The following is a 17601-nucleotide window of genomic DNA, read 5'->3' as shown; positions in this document are numbered from 1 at the left end:
ACCGCGAACTGTGTGAGTCCTGGGGTGATCGTCACCCCCTCCATGTACCGGATGTTCGAGGAGCGCGCGGCGGCCGGGCCGGGCCGGGCCGAGCCGGAGCTGAGGCGTGGGGCCCGGGGCCGGGGGCCGCTGCGGGCGACGGGTGGCCGGTCGATTGTCAGTGGTGCGTGCGAGAGTGACCGGGCACGGGGGAAGTACCACCGAAGGAGGCCGCATGAGCTGGCATCAGGAGCTGCTGGTCAGCTTCGACCTGGAGACCACAGGCACCGACGTCGAGCAGGACCGCATCGTCACCGCCGCCCTGATCCGGCTGGAGGGGGACGGCCGGGTCGCCGAGAAGCTGACCTGGCTGCTCGATCCGGGTGTGCCGATTCCCGAGGAAGCCGCGGCCATTCACGGCATTTCGACCACATATGTCCAAGCGCACGGACGTCCGCCGGCGGACGCCATAGCGGAAATCACCGAGGCGCTGGCCGAGGCCCTGCGCGCGGACATCCCGCTGGTGGTGATGAATGCCCGCTATGACCTCTCGCTGCTGGACCGCGAGTGCCGGCGGTACGGCCTGCGGACCCTGACCGAACGGCTCGGGCATCCCCCCGCGCCGGTCATCGACCCCCTCGTCCTGGACAAACACGTCGACCGCTACCGCAAGGGGAAGCGCGCCCTGCAGGCGCTCTGCGGTCACTACGGCGTCCGGCTCGACGGTGCCCACGAAGCGGGTGCCGACGCCGCCGCGGCGGCCGGGGTCGCCCGGCGCATCGGGGAGAAGTATCCGGCCGTCGCCCTCCCGTCGCCCCGGGCGCTGCACGCCCTTCAGGAGCAGGCGGCCGCCGAACAAGCCGCCTCGTTCCAGGAGTATTTGCGGCGCACCGGAGACCCGGGGGCGATAGTCGAGCCGGCCTGGCCGCTGATTCCGTACCAGGCCGGCGTCTGATGATTCCGTACCAGGTCGGCGTCTGAGCGCCGCCGAAGCTGCCAGGGCGCTCCCGCCCCGGCCGGGAGCGCCGGCTGCCCGGGCCGCCGGCTCAGCGTCAGAAGGGGTACCACCGGACGGTCGCGTCCTTGTCGCGCAACGAGACGATCCGGCGCCGGAATTCCGTGAGTGCCGCGGGGTTGCCGGGCGCGCGCTGGGACACCCAGGCGCAGCTCGCCGTCTCCCGCGCCCCGCGCAGCACGGCGCAGCCCTCCCAGTCCCGTACGTCCCAGCCGTAGGCGGAGACAAAGCTGTCGTAGGCCTCCGGGGACAGGCCGTAGCGGTCCCGGCTCAGCGCCATCACGACCAGGTCGTGTTCCCGCAGATCGCAGGAGAAGGTCTCCAGGTCGACCAGCACCGGTCCGTCGGGCCCGATGTGCACATTGCGGGGCAGCGCATCGCCGTGGATGGGCCCCCGGGGCAGCCGCGGCTCCAGGGCCGAAGCGGCGGCCTCGAAGGCGTCCCGCCGCCCGCGCAGATACTCCGCGTCCGCGGCCGACACGGCATCGCCGGCCAGCCGCAGCCAGCGCTCGACGCCACCGAGCAGTGCGCGCCGGGGGAGTGCGAACGGCGGCTCCGGCAGCGAGTGGACCAGCTTCAGCAGCGCGGCCAGATCGTCGGGCGAGGCGGGGCGGACGGCCGCCGGCAGCCGCTGCCAGTAGGTGACGGGATGCCCGTCGACGAGGGTGGCCACCGGCTCCGCGGCCCGTACGGCCGGTACGCCCTCGGCCGCCAGCCACTGCGCCACGCCCAGTTCCCGCTCGGCCCGCTCCAGGAGTTCGGCGCTGCGGCCCACCCGCACGACCGTCCCGTGGTCACCGAGGGCGAAGACAGCATTCTCGCCGAGCGCGAGCAACTCGGCGTCGGCCGCCGCGTCGGGCCGCCCGGCCGCGGCCAGGACGTCCCGGGCGCGCGCCTCCGTGAAGGCGGCGGGGCTCGGTGCGGTCATCGGATGCCTCCTGCGGTGCGGGAACGCGACCAGTGTCGCAGGTCCTCCCGGCGGCTCCGGAGACCTGCCGGGCGGGCGGATCCCCTCGGCAATCCACCCGGCAATCCACCCGGGAATCCGGCCGGCAATCCGCCCGGCAATCCCCCCCCGATATTCCGGCCGGCAATCCACGTCCGCAGCTATGTGGAGTGGGTGAACTGGGAGGAGTGGGTGGAGTGGAAGGGCGAGATCACCACTCCCGGCCTCCAGGAGTACGACAGCGGCGCCATCGACCTGGACGTCCTGCGGAAGCGGCTCGTCAAGGGTGGCAATCCGGCGCCGGCCCGCTACCTACCAGCGCTGACGGACGCCTCGCCCCGGCGCCAGTCTGCTGGAGCCCAACTCCTGGCCTCCCAGGTGCCGTTCGCATCGCCTTCAACTACTTCCATTGCATTCATGTAAACGGAGTTGAGTCCCTCGGCTTCAACTCCTTGGGCCTTTTGACCACTTCTGAAGCCTTTCCCTTTTGGGGCAGGTTGTTGCTTATCTCACACGACCGGGCTGGCCTTGAAATCGGACTGATCAATCAGACAGGGTTCGTGCCAGTCCGACGCAGATCTTCCGGTCTCCTCGGGCTATTGCGCAACGCTTTCCCCCCACACCACGAACGAGGAGAACCCTCGCAATGGCTCACAAGCGTTCCAGCAAGAAGCGGCTCATCACGGCGATAAGCGCCGCGGTAGCCGCTACTGGTATCGCAACCGTCACCGCGGTCACCGCGGGGGCGTCGCCTGCCGCCGAAGGAAAGATCTACGGAGCCGAGGCCAAGGGCGCCGTCAACGGCAGCTACATCGTCATGCTGAAGAAGTCGATCCGTACTGCGGAGAGCGGCGACCTCGCCGCCAAGTACGGCGGCAAGGTCAAGCGGAGCTTCTCCTCCGCCATCGACGGCTTCTCCACGACCGGTCTGAGCGACGAGGAGGCCAAGCGCCTCGCCGCCGACCCGGCCGTCGACAAGGTCGTACAGAACAAGAAGTTCCACATCGACGGCAGCCAGGCCAACCCGCCGTCGTGGGGCCTGGACCGCATCGACCAGGCGGACGCCAAGGGCGACAAGAAGTACAACTACCCCGACAGCGCGGGTGCGGGCGTCACCGCGTACGTCATCGACACCGGCATCCACATCAGCCACAAGGACTTCGGCGGCCGTGCGTCGTACGGCTTCAACGCCATCGACAAGAGCGACAAGGCCGAGGACGACAACGGGCACGGCACGCACGTCGCGGGCACCATCGCCGGTACCGAGCACGGTGTCGCCAAGAAGGCCAAGGTCGTTGCCGTCAAGGTCCTCGACGGTCAGGGCTCCGGCACCACCGAGCAGGTCGTCGCGGGCATCGACTGGGTCACCAAGAACCACAAGGGTCCGTCGGTCGCCAACATGTCGCTCGGCGGCGGCGTGGACGAGGCGCTGGACACGGCCGTGAAGAAGGCCATCGACGCCGGTGTCACCTTCGGTGTCGCGGCGGGCAACGAGCACGCCGACGCGGGCCAGAGCTCTCCGGCGCGGGTGAAGGAAGCCATCACCGTGGCCTCCAGCACCAAGGACGACCAGCAGTCCGACTTCTCCAACTTCGGTAGCGCGGTGGACCTTTACGCGCCCGGTTCCGACATCACCTCGGACTGGAACACCGGCGACGACGCCACGAAGACCATCTCCGGTACCTCCATGGCGACCCCGCACGTCGTCGGCGCCGCCGCGGTCTACCTGGCCGGTCACAAGGACGCCAAGCCGGCGGACGTGGAGAAGGCCCTGACCGACGGCGCCACCACCGACAAGATCACGAACCCGACCAAGGGCACGCCCAACAAGCTGCTGAAGGTCGTCGAGTAACCACCTCGCCGCCTCAGCTCCACGCGCCGGCCGTCGCGCCCGCCCCCACGGGGCGCGACGGCCGGCGTCGTCGTGTCGGACGTTCCCTTCCCCCAACCCGACGCTTCCGCCGCCGAGTTATCCACAGGAGGAAGCCTCCGGAACCATCCGTCGCGTCATGTCACTACCGTCGGTGACATGCACGGAGGACTGCCGTTCATCGGCATCAGCACCATTGTCTACGGCGTGATCGGACTGGTCATGGTCGTAGTCGGCGCGATCCGCAAGACAGGGGGAGATCGAGTTGCACACCATCACCGTCATCGTGCCCGCTCACAACGAGGAGGAGGGGCTGCCGGCCACGCTGGAGTCCCTCGCACGGCAAACCGTCCGGCCTGACCGGATCCTGGTCGTGGACGACGCTTCCACGGACCGTACGGGCGAGGTGGCGGCCGCACACGGCGTGACCGTACTGCGCCCGCCGCACAATCTGGGCAGCAAGGCCAAGGCGCAGAACTTCGCCCTGCCACAGTGCACCACCGACCTCGTACTGGCCGTCGACGCGGACACCGTCCTCGCGCCGGACTACATCGAGACCGTCGTTCCCGTCTTCGAGGACCCCGGTGTCGCCGTCGCGGCAGGCACCGTCCGCACCCGCCATACCCGTACGCTCTGGGAGCGCGGACGCTCCACCGAGTATCTCTTCGGCTTCCACTGGCACCGCCCCATCCAGGCCCGCGCCAACAGCCCCATGGTCTGCTCGGGTTGCTGCTCCGTCTTCCGGCGCGACGATCTGATGGCCTTCGGCGGCTTCCCCGAACGCACCATCGTCGAGGACATGGACTTCACGTGGTCCCAGCAGATCGCGGGCAGACGCGCGGTCTACGTCTCCGACGCCGTAGCCCTCGCCGCCGACCCGGAAGACCTCACCTACCTCCGCAAACAGGTCTGGCGCTGGATGGCCGGCTTCTGCCAGAACGTCCGGCTCCACCTCGGTCGCCTGATCGTCCACAAACCCCTGCTGGCGGTCTGGGTACTGCTGGCCCTCCTGGAGATCCTCACCGCACCGCTCTGGTGGGCCACGCCCTTCGTCATCGCCGCGACGACCGATCAGCCACCGGCGCTCGCCTTCGGCTGGTGGGCCGGAGCCGAACTCCTCCTGACCCTCCCACCCCTCCTCTACGCCGCCCACCGCCGCAAACTCCCGCTGCCCACCGTCCTGTTGAACATCCCCTGCGTCTACGCCACCAAGGCCGTCAACCTCATCTACGCCTGGAAGGCCCTCCTCGTGGAACTGCTCCTGGTACCGCTCCACCTTTCACGGGGGCTCACCGTCTACGAGAAGGGACGGGCCGATGCCCCGACGACGCGAACGGCCCTCGCCGGGACGGGGTGACTCGAGCCCGCGCCAACAGCCCCATGGTCTGCTCGGGTTGCTGCTCCGTCTTCCGGCGCGACGATCTGATGGCTGTCGGCGGCTTCCCCGAACGCACCATCGTCGAGGACATGGATTTCACCTGCATGCCCTGGGGGAGTGGCCCTACGATCTTCCCAGGTGGGGCGGCAAACATGCAGGTCAGGGCTGGTTCCTGCGTCACTTTCGGCATGTGCACGTGCGGCAGGCTGAAACCAGGTATGGCAGGGCTGATGCTGACTCGTTGCTGACCTTCCTGACCAGGCGTCAGCTAGGCGCTGTCCGGCCGATCACGTCCGGAGCCAGATGGTGAGGGCGGCAACGGTAGCGGTGCCGAGGTAGACATAGCGGCGCTTGTCGTCGCGAGTGGCCACGGCTCGGTTCTGCTTCAGTCGATGGCTCGTTCAACGGTGTTGCGTTTTTTGTACCGCTCTTCTTCGAAGCCGGGTGGCTCGTCCGCCGCGTGAGCCTTTGCGCAGGCGGGCGGCCTGGCTGTTGGTGTTCTCAGGGATGGCGTGTCGGATGCCCCGGCGCATCAGGTAGTCGCGGCAGGGTCCGTTGCCGTAGGCCTTGTCCGCCGCAACACTGTCAGGCTTCTTGCGGGGCCTGCCCGGCCAAAGTCGTGGAACGCGGATCTTCTCCAACACCGGCTTGCACCGGGTGCAGTTCGCTCGCTGACCTGGCGTAACCCACCAGGGACAGCGGGCGGCAGCGGCCGTCCGTGCTCAGATGGAGCTTGGTGGTGAACCCGCCGCGCGAGCGACCCAGGCCCCCACTTCCCGCACCACCTCCGCCAGGCGGGCGTGCAGGGCTGGCCACGGCGCCTCGTTCTGGTGTTCTGGCGTTTCGGCCCCTTTTGAGGCGGGCGCCGGCGGCGGATCGGTACGAGCGCCCGCCGCGTGCTGATGTGCGCGCACGATGATGGAGTCAACCGAGATGTCACAGTCGATTTCACCGGCCGCATCCTCTGCCGCCTGGACCTGCTGAAGTAGACGCTCCCAGGTCCCGTCGGCCGACCACAGCCGATGGCGTTCATAGACCGTCTTCCATGGCCCAAACCGTTCCGGCAGGTCCCGCCACTGCACACCGGTCCGAACCCGGTGCAGATTCCCGTCGATCACCTGTCGATGGTCCCGTCACCGGCCGCAACGCCTGTTACTGACCGGCAGACGCGGCCGCAGCCGGTCCCACTCGGTATCACTCAGATCGCCCCGCCACATGTCCACATCAACGACCTGACCACGGAGCAGTCACCTGAACGACCGGACAAGTCCCAAGTACCACAGGTACCGAGGGCCATAACAGACGGTTCTGGATGCCAGAAGATCAAGATCTTGGACTTATAGCGGGTACCCCGCAACTCTTGCATTCATGGAGACGCCGCCGAACCCCGCGTTGGTGGCAGCCCCGGCACCCTGCTCATCACCTACCAGAGCCGACCACACGCCCCCAAGAGCCAACGCACTGGAACCGACGAACATGCGCATCAGAATCGTCCACGGACTCGCCCTGCTCTCCACCGGCCTCCTCGCCGGCGCGTTTGGCTACGGCGCGGCCAATCTCGTCCCCACCTTCAATGCCGTACCGCTCGGCATGCGGCTGTCGTTCCATGCCGAACTGATGAAGATGAACGGCATCACCATGCAGGCGGCGATGGGCACGGCGTTCCTCAGTTCCCTGGCCCTCGCCGTCCTGACAGGCGGCCGCGCCCGTCTGATCGCGGGTGCGGCAAGTCTGCTGACCCTCGCTTCCTTCCTGATAACCCGGTTCGGCAACGTGCCGATCAACGGACGGGTCAAGCGATGGGCGGTTACCTCAGCCCCGGCGGAGCACGCAGAGATCCTGGGGCGCTGGGAGTTGTTCAACACCATGCGCACGCTCGCCGCCCTCGCAGCCTTTGGCCTGCTGATCGTCCTCGCCGTCCGCGAGCTGCGTCCGGTCACTCGCCCTGAACATGATCGGGCGGACAAGTCCTAGGGAGTGTTGCGAAAGTCGATCAAGGCCGTGGATGTGGATGATCACTGGCGTGGGGCGAGGTGATCTGACAAACAGCCAGTGGGCTCGGCCGGAGCCGCTGTTGCCGCGGGGCAAGAGGCTTGGGCGTCCGCCGACGTGGACGCGGCGGCAGTTGATCGACGGCATACGGTGGCGGACTCGGACCGGGGCTCCATGGCGCGACCTGCCGGAGCGGTACGGCCCATGGGACCGGGTTTACGACCTGTTCCGGCGCCGGCAACGCGACGGCACTTGGCAGCGCATCTTCGTGCGGCTGCAGGCCGAGGCCGATGCGAAGGGCCTGATCACGTGGGATGTCAGCGTGGACTCAACGGTCGCCCGGGCCCATCAGCACGCCGCCGGGCCGCGCGACTCGCCGCTCCCCGCCGGACACCCATGACCTCCACCGAGCCTGCCCCAAGGCTCGGGTGGAACCTGTTTTCCGGCGATGTCCTCGCAGGTCAGCGGCGGCGGAATAGTGGTTCGTTAGGGAAAAATGATCGCCCGGGTATGGCCGGCTGCTTCAGTTGTCACCGCGATACGAAATAGATCTTCCGAACAGCCGGTTCCGTGGTCGCGGCCAGGACGTACCGATGCCTCCTGTGAAAGCGACCTCGGCACGCCGCAAGTAGGTAGGAGCAAAACGATGTCCGTGGTATCCGAAGCGCTTATCAAGTCCCCGGGTGAGTACCAGGTGGACGATTACGGACTGCAGTACGCCGGGGTGCACATCACCCTTGATCTCTGGGGTGCGGAATCGCTCGATGATGAAAGCATCGTCAGCGCCGCATTGCGTGAAGCCGTGGATGCCTGTGGCGCCCATCTACTGGAGCTGAAGATGCACCGCTTCGCTCCCCAGGGGCTGACCGGGGTCGCCATCCTCAGCGAGTCCCATCTCTCCATCCACTGCTGGCCCGAGAACGGCTACGCGGCCGCCGACGTGTTCACCTGTGGCGACGCCGACCCGCGCAAGGCCATACCGGTCCTGTGCAAGGCGTTCAACCCGTCCCACATCCAGGTGGCCGAGCTGAAGCGGGGCATCAACACCGACTGACCGGCCTCCGCCGGCAAGACTGATCTGCACTGTGAGACAGGCACACCGCATTTCGACAAGGGAGGCTCAGTATGACCGCACAGAAGATCGTTTCCATCCTCAAGGAAACCCGGGCAGGGGAAAAGCGCGTCATCATCCTGCCGGACCAGGCCAAGGAATTCAGTGACGCCGGCTTCGACGTTCTGGTCGAGTCCGGCGCGGGTTCCGAGACGGGCGCTCCGGATTCCGCGTACAAAGAGGCCGGGGCGAATATCGTCACCACCGAACAGGCCTGGCGGGATTCGGATTTCGTCCTGAAGTACAAGGCGCCGGGACCGCACGAGTACCAGTACCTGCGCGAGGGGCTGCGGCTGGGCGCGTTCTTCCACGCGGAGGGCAATGCCGAGCTGACCCGTAAGCTCCTGGACACCGGCACCCAGGCGTATGCCTACGAGTTCTTCAAGACTCCCCAGGACGTCTTCCCGCTCGCCGTTCCCGACAGCGAGATCTCTGGCAAGCTGGCCGTCCTCTACGCGGCGTACCACCTGCAGAGCCACATCGGCGGTTCTGGCGTCCTCCTGGCCGACATGCCGCACGTGGCGCCGCCCCGCGTCGTCGTCATCGGCTACGGCAACGCCGGTGCCGCCGCCGCCCGCACGGCACAGGCCCTGGGTGCCGATGTCGTGGTCCTGGGGACCAACCGCGAGCGCCTGCGCCGCTTCGCCGCCTCCGTACCGGGCGTCACCTGCCACCTCAACACCCCCAAGGTGCTCGAACGAGAGGTGGAGCAGGCCGACTTGGTGGTGGGCGCCATCCTCATCTCGACGTACGACACCCCGCCGATGATCGACGAGGACCTGGTCCGCCGGATGAAGGCCGGCTCGATGATCGTCGATGTCACGGTCGGCTACGGCAGCGGCTATCTGCCGACGTTCCCCAGCCAGACCACCCACGTCGACCCGGTCTACGAGCGGTTCGGGGTGCTGCACTGCAAGATCGACGCCATGCCCGGGTCGGTGCCCTACACCGCCTCGCGCGCCGTGAGCCCGTTGATCACCCCGTATCTGATCGAGCTCGGACACTCGCTGTACGACGGCCGTCCGGCCCCCACCGCCGTCAACGGAATGATCACCGACGGTGGCCGGATGACCCATTACGAGATCGAACGCCACATGGCCCAAGAGAGCGACCTCGCGTCGGCCGGGAGCCGCTGACATGGCGACCGGGGAAGCCACCGTCACCACCAACCGCAGTGCGCGGCAGGGCGGTTACGTGGAGCGGGCCCGCTTCTACGAGGTCGAGTACCGCACCACCGTCGACCAGGAGTTCCTCAAGGGCCTGGTCACCGACAAGGTGCAGTCCGTCCTGGAGATCCCCTGCGGCGCCGGACGCAACCTGGACTGGCTGCTGGCGACCGGCCGCCAGGTGCTCTGCGCCGACCTGGAGCCCGCCATGGTCCAGCGCGTCGGCGAGCGCATAGCCGCCGCCGGGGCGACGGACCGCGCCACAGCGGCACAGGCCGACCTGCGGAAGCTGGACTTCGGGCGTCGCTTCGACCTGATCCTCGTACCCCAGGAAGCCTTCCAGCTGGTGGAGGCCCCCGGCGACGCCGAGCAGGCACTGTCGGCGCTGGCCCGGCAGCTGGCCCCCGGCGGCACGCTGCTGCTGGATCTGCATACGTTCGCGGCCGACAAGCACGACCGTCGCGACAAGCAAGACCGTCACCACCAGAACCCGGCCCTCCCGGACTACTTCGACCCGGCGATCGAGGACGGGACGCTGTTCCACGAGTGGCGCCGCACGCTCCAGGGCCCGCGCTGGCTGGAGCGCTCCCGCCGGCAGCACGACGAGGGCGGCGCCAGAACGCGTATCGACTACCACTACCGGCTGGGCGAGGACGAGCGCGTGCTGGACCGGTGGGAGTCCTGGATCCGGCTGCGCCGCTACACGCGGGAGGAGATCGCCGGGCTGGCGGGGCAGGCGGGGCTGCGCATCGCCGGCATGGCCCGCGACTACTCGGGTACGCCGTGGACCCCCGGGGCCGCGCGCATGATCACGCTCCTCCGCTCCGCGACCGGCCAGGAGGACTCGTGAGTACCGACAGCGTGAGCACCACCGGCGTGAGCAGGGACAGCGTACGCTCGGGCGGCCTGCGCCCCGCCGCTCCGGCGGCTGGCGGCCAGGCAGCGCTGGACCCCGAGCGGCTGGCGTACTACCGCGGATACTTCACCGAGTTCTTCCAGGGCGACTTCGTCCTGGGCATGGGCACGGAGGACATCCTCGACACCCTCGCCGAGTCCGGCGCCGGTGGCGACTGGCTGGACCTGGGATCCGGGCCCTCCACCTTGTTCTGGTCCCTGGCCCTCACCGGCATCCGGTCGGTCCGCAGTGCGGACGCCGCACCGGAAGCTGTCGCCGTCCTGCGGGAGTTCGCCGAGAGCAAGGACGTGCCCCGCAGCTACGAGCAGGTCCTGGACCGCTACGGCCGGGATCCCGGCCACTTGGAGCAGATGCGCGGCCGGATCGGCGGCTATCACGTCTTCGACGCGATGAGCCCCTGGCCAGCGGAGTTCGCGGGCGAACGCTTCGACCTCGTCACAGAATTCGGGCTGTTCGGCCTCGCGCCGACCGAGCGGGGCTACCGCGAGTGCTTCCAGCACCTGCGCGAGCACGTACGGCCGGGCGGCCGGGTCATCGGCGCGGACTGGATCCGCAGCGCACGGCTCATCACCAGCGAGGGCCACGACAACACCTATCTGACCGAGGAGCTCGTGGCCACGGCCGTCCGCGAGGCCGGTCTGCGGCTGCGCGCCAGCCGGCTGTGCCCCATCAAGGGCGACGAACTGTACGACGCGCTCATCGTGTGGTCGGCCGAGCCCGTGGGCTGACCGTACGACCCATCGCGCGCTCCACGGCGATCACGAAAGGAAGGACCCAGCGTGACGGCTCCTCAGCTGCCGGCGAGTCTGATCTCGACCCTCCCCGGGCGCTACTACAGCGACGCGCAGATATTCGACCAAGAGCAGGACCGGCTCTTCCACCCGTACTGGTGGGGCTTCACCCACCTCTCCGACCTGGACGCGCCGGGCAAATACCGTACCGCCCAGGTCGGCAAGGAGAACGTGATCGTGGTGCGGGGCCACGACGGTGCGCTGCGGGCGTTCCTGAACGTCTGCCGGCATCGCGGCACACGCCTGTGCCCCGAGGAGTACGGCGAGGTCAAACGCAACTTCCGGTGCTCCTACCACTCCTGGACCTACGGCCTGGACGGCAAACTCGTCACCGCCCCGCACATCGCGAAGATGCCCGACATCGACCCGGTGGAGTGGGGCCTGAAACAGGTCCATGTGCGGGAGTACCTCGGCTACGCCTGGGTCTGCCTCGCCGAGGAACCGCCGTCCTTCGAGGACACCGTCATCCGCACGGTCACCGAGCGGTTCGCCGACGAGACCGCCATCGACAACTGGGCGATCCCCGACCTCAAAGTCGGCCGGCGCATCAGCTACGAGGTCAAGGCCAACTGGAAGATCGTCATCGAGAACTTCATGGAGTGCTACCACTGCGCCTCCATCCACCCAGAGTTCGTCGGTGTGGTGACCGAGTACGCCAAGGGGTACGCGGCCCAGCACTACGTGGGCCGGGGCATCAGCTTCGGCGAGGACGCCGAGGCCTTCACGCTCGACGGCACCGGCGGCTTCGGCAAGCTCCCCGATGTCACCGAGGAGCAGGACCGCAAGTACTGGGGCGTCACCATCAACCCGCAGGTCTTCATCAACCTGGTGCCGGACCATGTGATCTTCCACCGGATGTTCCCGGTGGCGGTGGACCGCACGATCGTCGAGTGCGACTGGCTCTACGCCAAGGACGTACCCGACAGCGGCGCCGCGCTGGACCACTCGGTGGAGCTGTTCCACCGCATCAACCAGCAGGACTTCGAGGCCTGCGAACGCTGCCAGGTCAACATGAAGTCCCGTGTCTACGAGCCCGGCGGGGTGCTCGTCCCGCACGAGCACCACATCGGGTCCGCGTTCCACGACTGGTTCACCAAGGCCTTTGGAGAGCCGTGACCACGGGAGTGAAGATGCAGCACGCCAGCGCCCCGCTCCGTCGGGCGGGCACCGGCCTCGCACTGGAGCGCGGTGAGGTGGCCACCGCATGCCGGGATCTCTACCGGCGGGGCTGGATGCCGGGCACGGCCGGCAACGTGTCCGTACGGACCGGCGAGGGCATCGTGATCTCGGCGAGCGGCCGGGCCAAGGGCACCATGTCGCGGCAGGACACGGTCGTCGTCGCCCTCGACGACGGCCGGCCGCTGCACGGGGAGAGCGAACGCCCGTCCGCCGAGACCTCCATCCACCTGGCGGTCTACCGGGAGGTGCCCGAGGCCGGCGCTGTGGTGCACGCCCACGCGCCGTACGCGACGACCGTGGCCTCCGGGCCCGGAGCGGCCGGTCAGGTCGCCTTCGACGACTGGGAGCTGGCCAAGGGGCTCGGCGTGCCTGACCCCTCGCGGGTGGCCGTCCCCGTCTTCGCCAACCGGTCCGACGTCCCGCGCATCGCCGGTGATTTGGTGGCGCATCTGCGCGCCGCGCCGGGCCCCGCCGTGCCCGCGCTGCTCATCTCGCGCCATGGGGTGACGACGTGGGGGCGCGATCTGACCGAGGCCACCAACCGCCTGGAGTGCGTGGAGATGCTCTGCCGCCTCGTGCTCCTGGCCGGCGGCACCGCCGCTCACGAACAGGAGGACGTACTGTGACATATCTGCACGTGATGTCGGTCGACGCGCCGGACCGGCCGCGCCTGCGCACCCAGTCCCCGGAACGCATCCGCGAGGAACTCGCCGCCATCGACGTCCGGTTCGAACGGTGGAGCACCACGGACCCGCAGCCGCCCGGCGCCGATTCCGACGCCGTCAAGGACGCCTACCGCAGCGAAATCGACCGCATCAGCGCCCAGGGGGGCTACCGCCTCGTCGACGTCGTACGGCTGCACCCCGACCCCTCGGACCCCGGCTGGCCCGACCGGGCGCAAAAGGCCCGGTCGGCCTTCCTGGAGGAGCACTTCCACACCGAGGACGAGGTGCGCTTCTTCGTGGAGGGGAGCGGCTGCTTCTACCTGCACGTGGGCAACCTCGTCTACGCGACGGTGTGCACGGCGGGCGATCTGATCTCGGTCCCCGAGCGCACCGTCCACTGGTTCGACATGGGCAGCCGGCCCCGCTTCACGGCCATCCGCTTCTTCCAGGAGGAGGACGGCTGGGTCGGTGAATTCCTCCCCGACAGCATCGCCGGGCGTTTCCCCAGCCTGGACGATCTCAACGCCGCGGTGGGAGCCGCAGCATGACCGCCGCCGCGGTGGTGCTCGACGTCGAGGGCACCACCAGCGCCACCGAGCATGTCTACGGAGTGCTCTTCCCCTACGCCCGCGCCCGGATCGCCGACTGGGTGGCCGAGCACGGCCACGAGAAAGAGACCCGGGCGATCCTCGACGACGTCGACCGCATCGGCGGCCGCCCGGCGGGCGGGGACGACAAAGAGGCCGTGCGCGCCCTGACCGAGTGGGCGGACGCCGACCGGAAAGTGGCCCCACTCAAGGAGCTCCAGGGGCTGATCTGGACGGCCGGCTACGACAGCGGGGAGCTGTCGGGCCATGTGTACGCCGACACGCTGCTGGCCCTGCGGAAGTGGCTCAATGGCGGCGCACAGATCTACATCTACTCCTCCGGGTCGGTGCAGGCTCAGCGGCAGCTCTTCGCGCACACCCAGTTCGGGGACCTCCGCAGCCGGCTGTCCGGCCACTTCGACACCCGCACCGCGGGCGGCAAGCGTTCCCCGGACTCGTACCGGGCCATCACCCGGAGCGTCGGCGTCCCCGTCCGGCAGGTGCTGTTCGCATCGGACACCGTGGCGGAACTCGACGCGGCACGCACGGCCGGCTGGCGTACGGCGTGGGTGGTCCGCCCGGAGGAAGGCGGCCCGGCGGACTCCGCCCGGCCGCCGGCCACCGGTCACCCGGTCTACCGCAACCTCCTCGCCGTGGCGGAGGAGGCCCAGCTGTGACCGACATGATCCCGGTCCGCACGGCCCGCCGGGCGGCCGCCCTCGGTACGACGGTCTTCACCGAGCTGACCGAACTGGCGCAGCGCACCGGAGCGATCAACCTGGGCCAGGGCTTTCCCGACACCGACGGCCCGCGTGCCGTCATCGACCGAGCCCGCGAGGCACTCGTCACCGGCGCCAATCAGTACCCGCCGCTCGCCGGCACGCCCGCGCTGCGGAGCGCCGTCGCGCGGCAGCGGCTGCGGCGCTACGGCCTGTCCTACGACCCGGCCGACGAGGTCGTGGTCACGACGGGCGCGACCGAGGCCGTCACGGCGGCGGTCCTGGCGCTGTGCGACCCGGGGGACGAGATCATCGTCTTCGACCCCTGCTACGACGCCTACCAGGCGTCCGCCGACCTGGCGGGCGCCGTCTGCCGCCGGGTGCCGCTGCGCCGCGGTGTCGACCGCTTCGGTCTGGACCCCGCCGATCTGGAGCGCGCCGTATCGCCCCGCACCCGGCTGGTGCTGCTCAACACCCCGCACAACCCCACCGGCAAGGTCTTCACGCGCGACGAGCTGGAGGCCGTCGCCGGGCTCTGCCGCCGCCACGACCTGGTCGCCGTGACGGACGAGGTCTACGAGTACCTGACGTACGACGGCACACGGCATCTGTCGCTCGCCTCGCTCCCCGGAATGCGCGAGCGGACCCTGTCGGTGTCCTCGGCGGGCAAGACCTTCAGCCTCACCGGCTGGAAGGTGGGCTGGGCCTGCGGTCCCGCGGCCCTGGTCGCCGCCGTGCGGTCGGTGAAGCAGTATCTGACCTTCGCCGGCGGGGCACCGCTGCAGGACGCGGTGGCGCACGCGCTGGACCGGGAAGAGGCGTGGGTCGAGCGGCTGTGCGGCCAACTGCAGGACAAGCGCGACCTCTTGACCACCGGATTACGCCGGGCCGGTATCGAGGTGATCCGCGCGGAGGGCGGCTACTTCCTCCAGGCCGACGTCTCGGGAACCGGCGCGGCGGATGCCGCCGATTTCTGCCGCACGCTGCCGCTTCGGCGCAACGTCGTGGCGATCCCGACCAGCGCGTTCTCCACCGCGGGCGAAAGCTGCCGCCACCTTGTCCGCTTCGCCTTCTGCAAAGAGCGCGGCCTCCTGGAGAAGGCCGCCCAGTCCATCGCCGCGCCACCCATGCCTTCACCACCGCACTGGGAGCTCATATGACCGACCCCCAGGCCGAGATCGGGATCATCGGCGGTTCGGGGCTGTACTCACTCCTTGAGGACAGCCACGAGGTCTATCCGGACACACCGTACGGGAAAGCCGTCGCGCCGCTGACCATCGGTGAACTGGCCGGGCGCCGGGTCGCCTTCCTGCCACGGCACGGCCGCCACCATCAGTACGCCCCGCACCTGATCAACTACCGCGCCAATATGTGGTCCCTGCAGAAGGCCGGTGTCACCCAGGTGATCGGCGTCGGCGCGGTCGGCAGCCTCACCCCGTCCGTGCCGCCCGGCAGTCTCGTCGTGCCCGACCAGATCGTCGACCGTACGACGAGCCGGGCACAGACCTATTTCGACTGCCCCAATGTCGCGCACACCCCCTTCGCCGACCCCTACTGCCCTGCGGGCCGGCGCACCGCGCTGCAGGCCGCCGACAAGACCGGCTGGCCGCCGGTGGACGGCGGCACGCAGGTCGTCATCGAGGGCCCGCGCTTCTCCACGCGCGCGGAGTCCCAGTGGTACGCGGCGCAGGGCTGGACGATCATCGGGATGACGGCTCACCCCGAGGCCGTACTCGCCCGTGAACTGGGCCTCTGCTACACGCCGTTGTCCCTCGTGACCGATCTCGACGCGGGAATCGAGACCGGGGAGGGCGTGACCCAGGAAGAGGTCATGCAGGCCTTCGCCGGCAACCTGGGACGACTGCGGGACGTACTGGACGAGCTGGTCGCCCTGATGCCGGGTGAACGCGACTGCGGCTGCGCTCTGCTGAAGCCGGGAGTCCTGTAACTCCTCTCTCCCGCCCACCTGTTACCCAGCCACCCGACGCGCACCAGAGGAACCGCTATGCCTTCCCCTCTGTTCACCTCGGAGTCCGTCACCGAGGGCCACCCCGACAAAATCGCCGACCAGATCAGCGACACGATTCTCGACGCCCTCCTGAAGCAGGACCCTGCCTCCCGGGTCGCTGTGGAGACCCTGATCACCACCGGTCTGGTGCACGTGGCCGGCGAGGTGACCACGAAGGCGTACGCCGACATCCCCGCCCTCGTCCGCAACAAGATCCTGGACATCGGTTACGACTCGTCCAAGAAGGGCTTCGACGGCGCCTCCTGTGGCGTCTCGGTGTCCATCGGTGCGCAGTCCCCGGACATCGCCCAGGGTGTCGACACCGCGTACGAGAACCGTGTCGAGGGCGCCGCGTCCGGCGTGGCAGGGGACGAGCTGGACAAGCAGGGCGCGGGCGACCAGGGCCTGATGTTCGGCTACGCCTGCGACGAGACCCCGGAGCTGATGCCGCTCCCGATCAACCTCGCGCACCGGCTCTCCCGGCGGCTGTCGGAGGTCCGCAAGAACGGCACGGTCCCGTATCTGCGTCCCGACGGCAAGACGCAGGTCACCATCGAGTACGACGGCGACGAGGCAGCGCGCCTTGACACGGTGGTGGTCTCCTCGCAGCACGCTTCTGAGATCGATCTGGACTCGCTCCTGGCCGCGGACATCCGTGAGTTCGTGGTCGAGCACGTCCTCAAGCAGCTGGTTGAGGACGGCATCAAGCTGGACACCGACGGCTACCGTCTCCTGGTGAACCCGACCGGTCGCTTCGAGGTCGGCGGCCCGATGGGCGACGCGGGCCTCACGGGCCGGAAGATCATCATCGACACGTACGGCGGGATGGCCCGTCACGGTGGCGGCGCGTTCTCCGGCAAGGACCCGTCCAAGGTCGACCGCTCGGCGGCCTACGCGATGCGCTACGTCGCGAAGAACGTGGTGGCCGCCGGTCTGGCCTCGCGCTGCGAGGTCCAGGTCGCCTACGCCATCGGCAAGGCCGAGCCGGTCGGTCTCTTCGTCGAGACCTTCGGCACCGCCACCGTCGACACCGACAAGTTCGAGCAGGCCATCGGTGAGGTCTTCGACCTGCGCCCGGCCGCGATCATCCGCGACCTCGACCTGCTCCGCCCGATCTACGCGGAGACCGCCGCCTACGGCCACTTCGGCCGCGAGCTGGAGGACTTCACCTGGGAGCGCACCGACCGCGTGGACGCCCTCCGCAAGGCCGCGGGCTGCTGACGCCACACGCTCGCCTCTGACCCCTCATCGGGGAACCCCTCATTAGATGACGAAGGAG

The 17601-nt window shown here is 68.9% G+C and carries 17 protein-coding genes and 2 pseudogenes; 17 read left to right on the top strand and 2 right to left on the bottom strand.

The features are described 5' to 3' along the window. Window positions 1-214 precede the first annotated feature (214 nt). Complete coding sequence (locus EST54_RS19865) at window positions 215-934, top strand: 3'-5' exonuclease (RefSeq protein ID WP_129248977.1); 720 nt, start codon at window positions 215-217, stop codon at window positions 932-934. A 97-nt stretch (window positions 935-1031) separates the two neighbouring features. On the opposite strand, the gene EST54_RS19860 is transcribed toward EST54_RS19865, so the two are convergent. Continuing rightward, entirely contained in the window at window positions 1032-1922 is an 891-nt protein-coding gene (locus EST54_RS19860) for a phosphotransferase enzyme family protein (protein ID WP_129248976.1), read from the bottom strand. Between the two features lie 192 nt (window positions 1923-2114). On the opposite strand from EST54_RS19860, the gene EST54_RS34465 reads away from it, so the two are divergent. From EST54_RS34465 to EST54_RS19845, 3 genes are all read left to right on the top strand, one after another. Beyond that, complete coding sequence (locus tag EST54_RS34465; RefSeq protein ID WP_129248975.1) at window positions 2115-2363, top strand: hypothetical protein; 249 nt, start codon at window positions 2115-2117, stop codon at window positions 2361-2363. Window positions 2364-2586: 223 nt separating this feature from the next. Further along, entirely contained in the window at window positions 2587-3792 is a 1206-nt protein-coding gene (locus EST54_RS19850) for a S8 family peptidase (RefSeq protein ID WP_129248974.1), read from the top strand. Between the two features lie 283 nt (window positions 3793-4075). After that, a complete protein-coding gene (locus EST54_RS19845; RefSeq protein WP_129248973.1) occupies window positions 4076-5167 on the top strand; it encodes a glycosyltransferase family 2 protein in 1092 nt (363 codons plus the stop codon). Between the two features lie 422 nt (window positions 5168-5589). On the opposite strand, the pseudogene EST54_RS36360 reads toward EST54_RS19845, so the two are convergent. Continuing rightward, a pseudogene (locus tag EST54_RS36360) lies at window positions 5590-6321 on the bottom strand (IS5 family transposase); the annotation flags it as partial. A gap of 343 nt (window positions 6322-6664) precedes the next feature. Here EST54_RS36360 and EST54_RS19830 point away from each other — a divergent pair. The 13 genes and pseudogenes from EST54_RS19830 to metK all read left to right on the top strand — a co-directional run bounded on the left by EST54_RS19830 (window position 6665) and on the right by metK (window position 17543). Beyond that, a complete protein-coding gene (locus EST54_RS19830) occupies window positions 6665-7162 on the top strand; it encodes a DUF1772 domain-containing protein (RefSeq protein ID WP_129248972.1) in 498 nt (165 codons plus the stop codon). A 49-nt stretch (window positions 7163-7211) separates the two neighbouring features. After that, window positions 7212-7550: pseudogene (locus tag EST54_RS19825) on the top strand (transposase); the annotation flags it as partial. Window positions 7551-7826: 276 nt separating this feature from the next. Then, a complete protein-coding gene (gene speD / locus EST54_RS19820) occupies window positions 7827-8234 on the top strand; it encodes an adenosylmethionine decarboxylase (RefSeq protein WP_129248971.1) in 408 nt (135 codons plus the stop codon). A 71-nt stretch (window positions 8235-8305) separates the two neighbouring features. Further along, a complete protein-coding gene (locus tag EST54_RS19815; protein WP_129248970.1) occupies window positions 8306-9427 on the top strand; it encodes an NAD(P)-dependent oxidoreductase in 1122 nt (373 codons plus the stop codon). 1 nt (window position 9428) lies between these two features. Continuing rightward, window positions 9429-10307, top strand: coding sequence for a class I SAM-dependent methyltransferase (locus EST54_RS19810; RefSeq protein WP_129248969.1), 879 nt, complete (start codon window positions 9429-9431; stop codon window positions 10305-10307). Continuing rightward, window positions 10304-11101 carry a class I SAM-dependent methyltransferase gene (locus EST54_RS19805; RefSeq protein ID WP_129248968.1) on the top strand — a complete coding sequence of 266 codons (798 nt, stop codon included), beginning with the start codon at window positions 10304-10306 and terminating at the stop codon, window positions 11099-11101. Before EST54_RS19810 ends, EST54_RS19805 begins: the two co-directional genes overlap by 4 nt. 51 nt (window positions 11102-11152) lie before the next feature. Then, a complete protein-coding gene (locus tag EST54_RS19800) occupies window positions 11153-12280 on the top strand; it encodes an aromatic ring-hydroxylating oxygenase subunit alpha (protein WP_129248967.1) in 1128 nt (375 codons plus the stop codon). Between the two features lie 14 nt (window positions 12281-12294). Next, complete coding sequence (gene mtnB / locus EST54_RS19795) at window positions 12295-12969, top strand: methylthioribulose 1-phosphate dehydratase (RefSeq protein WP_129248966.1); 675 nt, start codon at window positions 12295-12297, stop codon at window positions 12967-12969. Beyond that, on the top strand, window positions 12966-13556 hold the full coding sequence (locus tag EST54_RS19790; protein ID WP_129248965.1) for a 1,2-dihydroxy-3-keto-5-methylthiopentene dioxygenase: 591 nt from the start codon (window positions 12966-12968) through the stop codon (window positions 13554-13556). The genes mtnB and EST54_RS19790 overlap by 4 nt, the downstream gene beginning before the upstream one ends. Beyond that, on the top strand, window positions 13553-14272 hold the full coding sequence (gene mtnC / locus EST54_RS19785; protein ID WP_129248964.1) for an acireductone synthase: 720 nt from the start codon (window positions 13553-13555) through the stop codon (window positions 14270-14272). Before EST54_RS19790 ends, mtnC begins: the two co-directional genes overlap by 4 nt. A 5-nt stretch (window positions 14273-14277) precedes the next feature. Continuing rightward, window positions 14278-15474, top strand: coding sequence for an aminotransferase class I/II-fold pyridoxal phosphate-dependent enzyme (locus tag EST54_RS19780; RefSeq protein WP_129248984.1), 1197 nt, complete (start codon window positions 14278-14280; stop codon window positions 15472-15474). After that, window positions 15471-16262 carry an S-methyl-5'-thioadenosine phosphorylase gene (locus EST54_RS19775; RefSeq protein WP_129248963.1) on the top strand — a complete coding sequence of 264 codons (792 nt, stop codon included), beginning with the start codon at window positions 15471-15473 and terminating at the stop codon, window positions 16260-16262. The genes EST54_RS19780 and EST54_RS19775 overlap by 4 nt, the downstream gene beginning before the upstream one ends. Window positions 16263-16319: 57 nt before the next feature. Continuing rightward, entirely contained in the window at window positions 16320-17543 is a 1224-nt protein-coding gene (gene metK, locus EST54_RS19770) for a methionine adenosyltransferase (RefSeq protein ID WP_129248962.1), read from the top strand. Window positions 17544-17601: the final 58 nt, after the last annotated feature.

The organism is Streptomyces sioyaensis (genome assembly GCF_004122735.1).
Taxonomy (GTDB): Bacteria; Actinomycetota; Actinomycetes; order Streptomycetales; family Streptomycetaceae; genus Streptomyces; species Streptomyces sioyaensis.
Note: the sequence above shows the minus strand (reverse complement) of the source record. Positions and strands in the feature narration are given on the sequence as shown.

What these genes read in the sequence shown, in the direction of transcription:
- EST54_RS19865 (WP_129248977.1), top strand. Translation starts at nt 215, where the DNA reads ATGAGCTGGCATCAGGAGCTGCTGGTCAGCTTCGACCTGGAGACCACA.
- EST54_RS19860 (WP_129248976.1), bottom strand. Translation starts at nt 1,922, where the DNA reads ATGACCGCACCGAGCCCCGCCGCCTTCACGGAGGCGCGCGCCCGGGAC.
- EST54_RS19850 (WP_129248974.1), top strand. Translation starts at nt 2,587, where the DNA reads ATGGCTCACAAGCGTTCCAGCAAGAAGCGGCTCATCACGGCGATAAGC.
- EST54_RS19830 (WP_129248972.1), top strand. Translation starts at nt 6,665, where the DNA reads ATGCGCATCAGAATCGTCCACGGACTCGCCCTGCTCTCCACCGGCCTC.
- speD (WP_129248971.1), top strand. Translation starts at nt 7,827, where the DNA reads ATGTCCGTGGTATCCGAAGCGCTTATCAAGTCCCCGGGTGAGTACCAG.
- EST54_RS19815 (WP_129248970.1), top strand. Translation starts at nt 8,306, where the DNA reads ATGACCGCACAGAAGATCGTTTCCATCCTCAAGGAAACCCGGGCAGGG.
- EST54_RS19810 (WP_129248969.1), top strand. Translation starts at nt 9,429, where the DNA reads ATGGCGACCGGGGAAGCCACCGTCACCACCAACCGCAGTGCGCGGCAG.
- mtnB (WP_129248966.1), top strand. Translation starts at nt 12,295, where the DNA reads ATGCAGCACGCCAGCGCCCCGCTCCGTCGGGCGGGCACCGGCCTCGCA.
- mtnC (WP_129248964.1), top strand. Translation starts at nt 13,553, where the DNA reads ATGACCGCCGCCGCGGTGGTGCTCGACGTCGAGGGCACCACCAGCGCC.
- EST54_RS19780 (WP_129248984.1), top strand. Translation starts at nt 14,278, where the DNA reads ATGATCCCGGTCCGCACGGCCCGCCGGGCGGCCGCCCTCGGTACGACG.
- EST54_RS19775 (WP_129248963.1), top strand. Translation starts at nt 15,471, where the DNA reads ATGACCGACCCCCAGGCCGAGATCGGGATCATCGGCGGTTCGGGGCTG.
- metK (WP_129248962.1), top strand. Translation starts at nt 16,320, where the DNA reads ATGCCTTCCCCTCTGTTCACCTCGGAGTCCGTCACCGAGGGCCACCCC.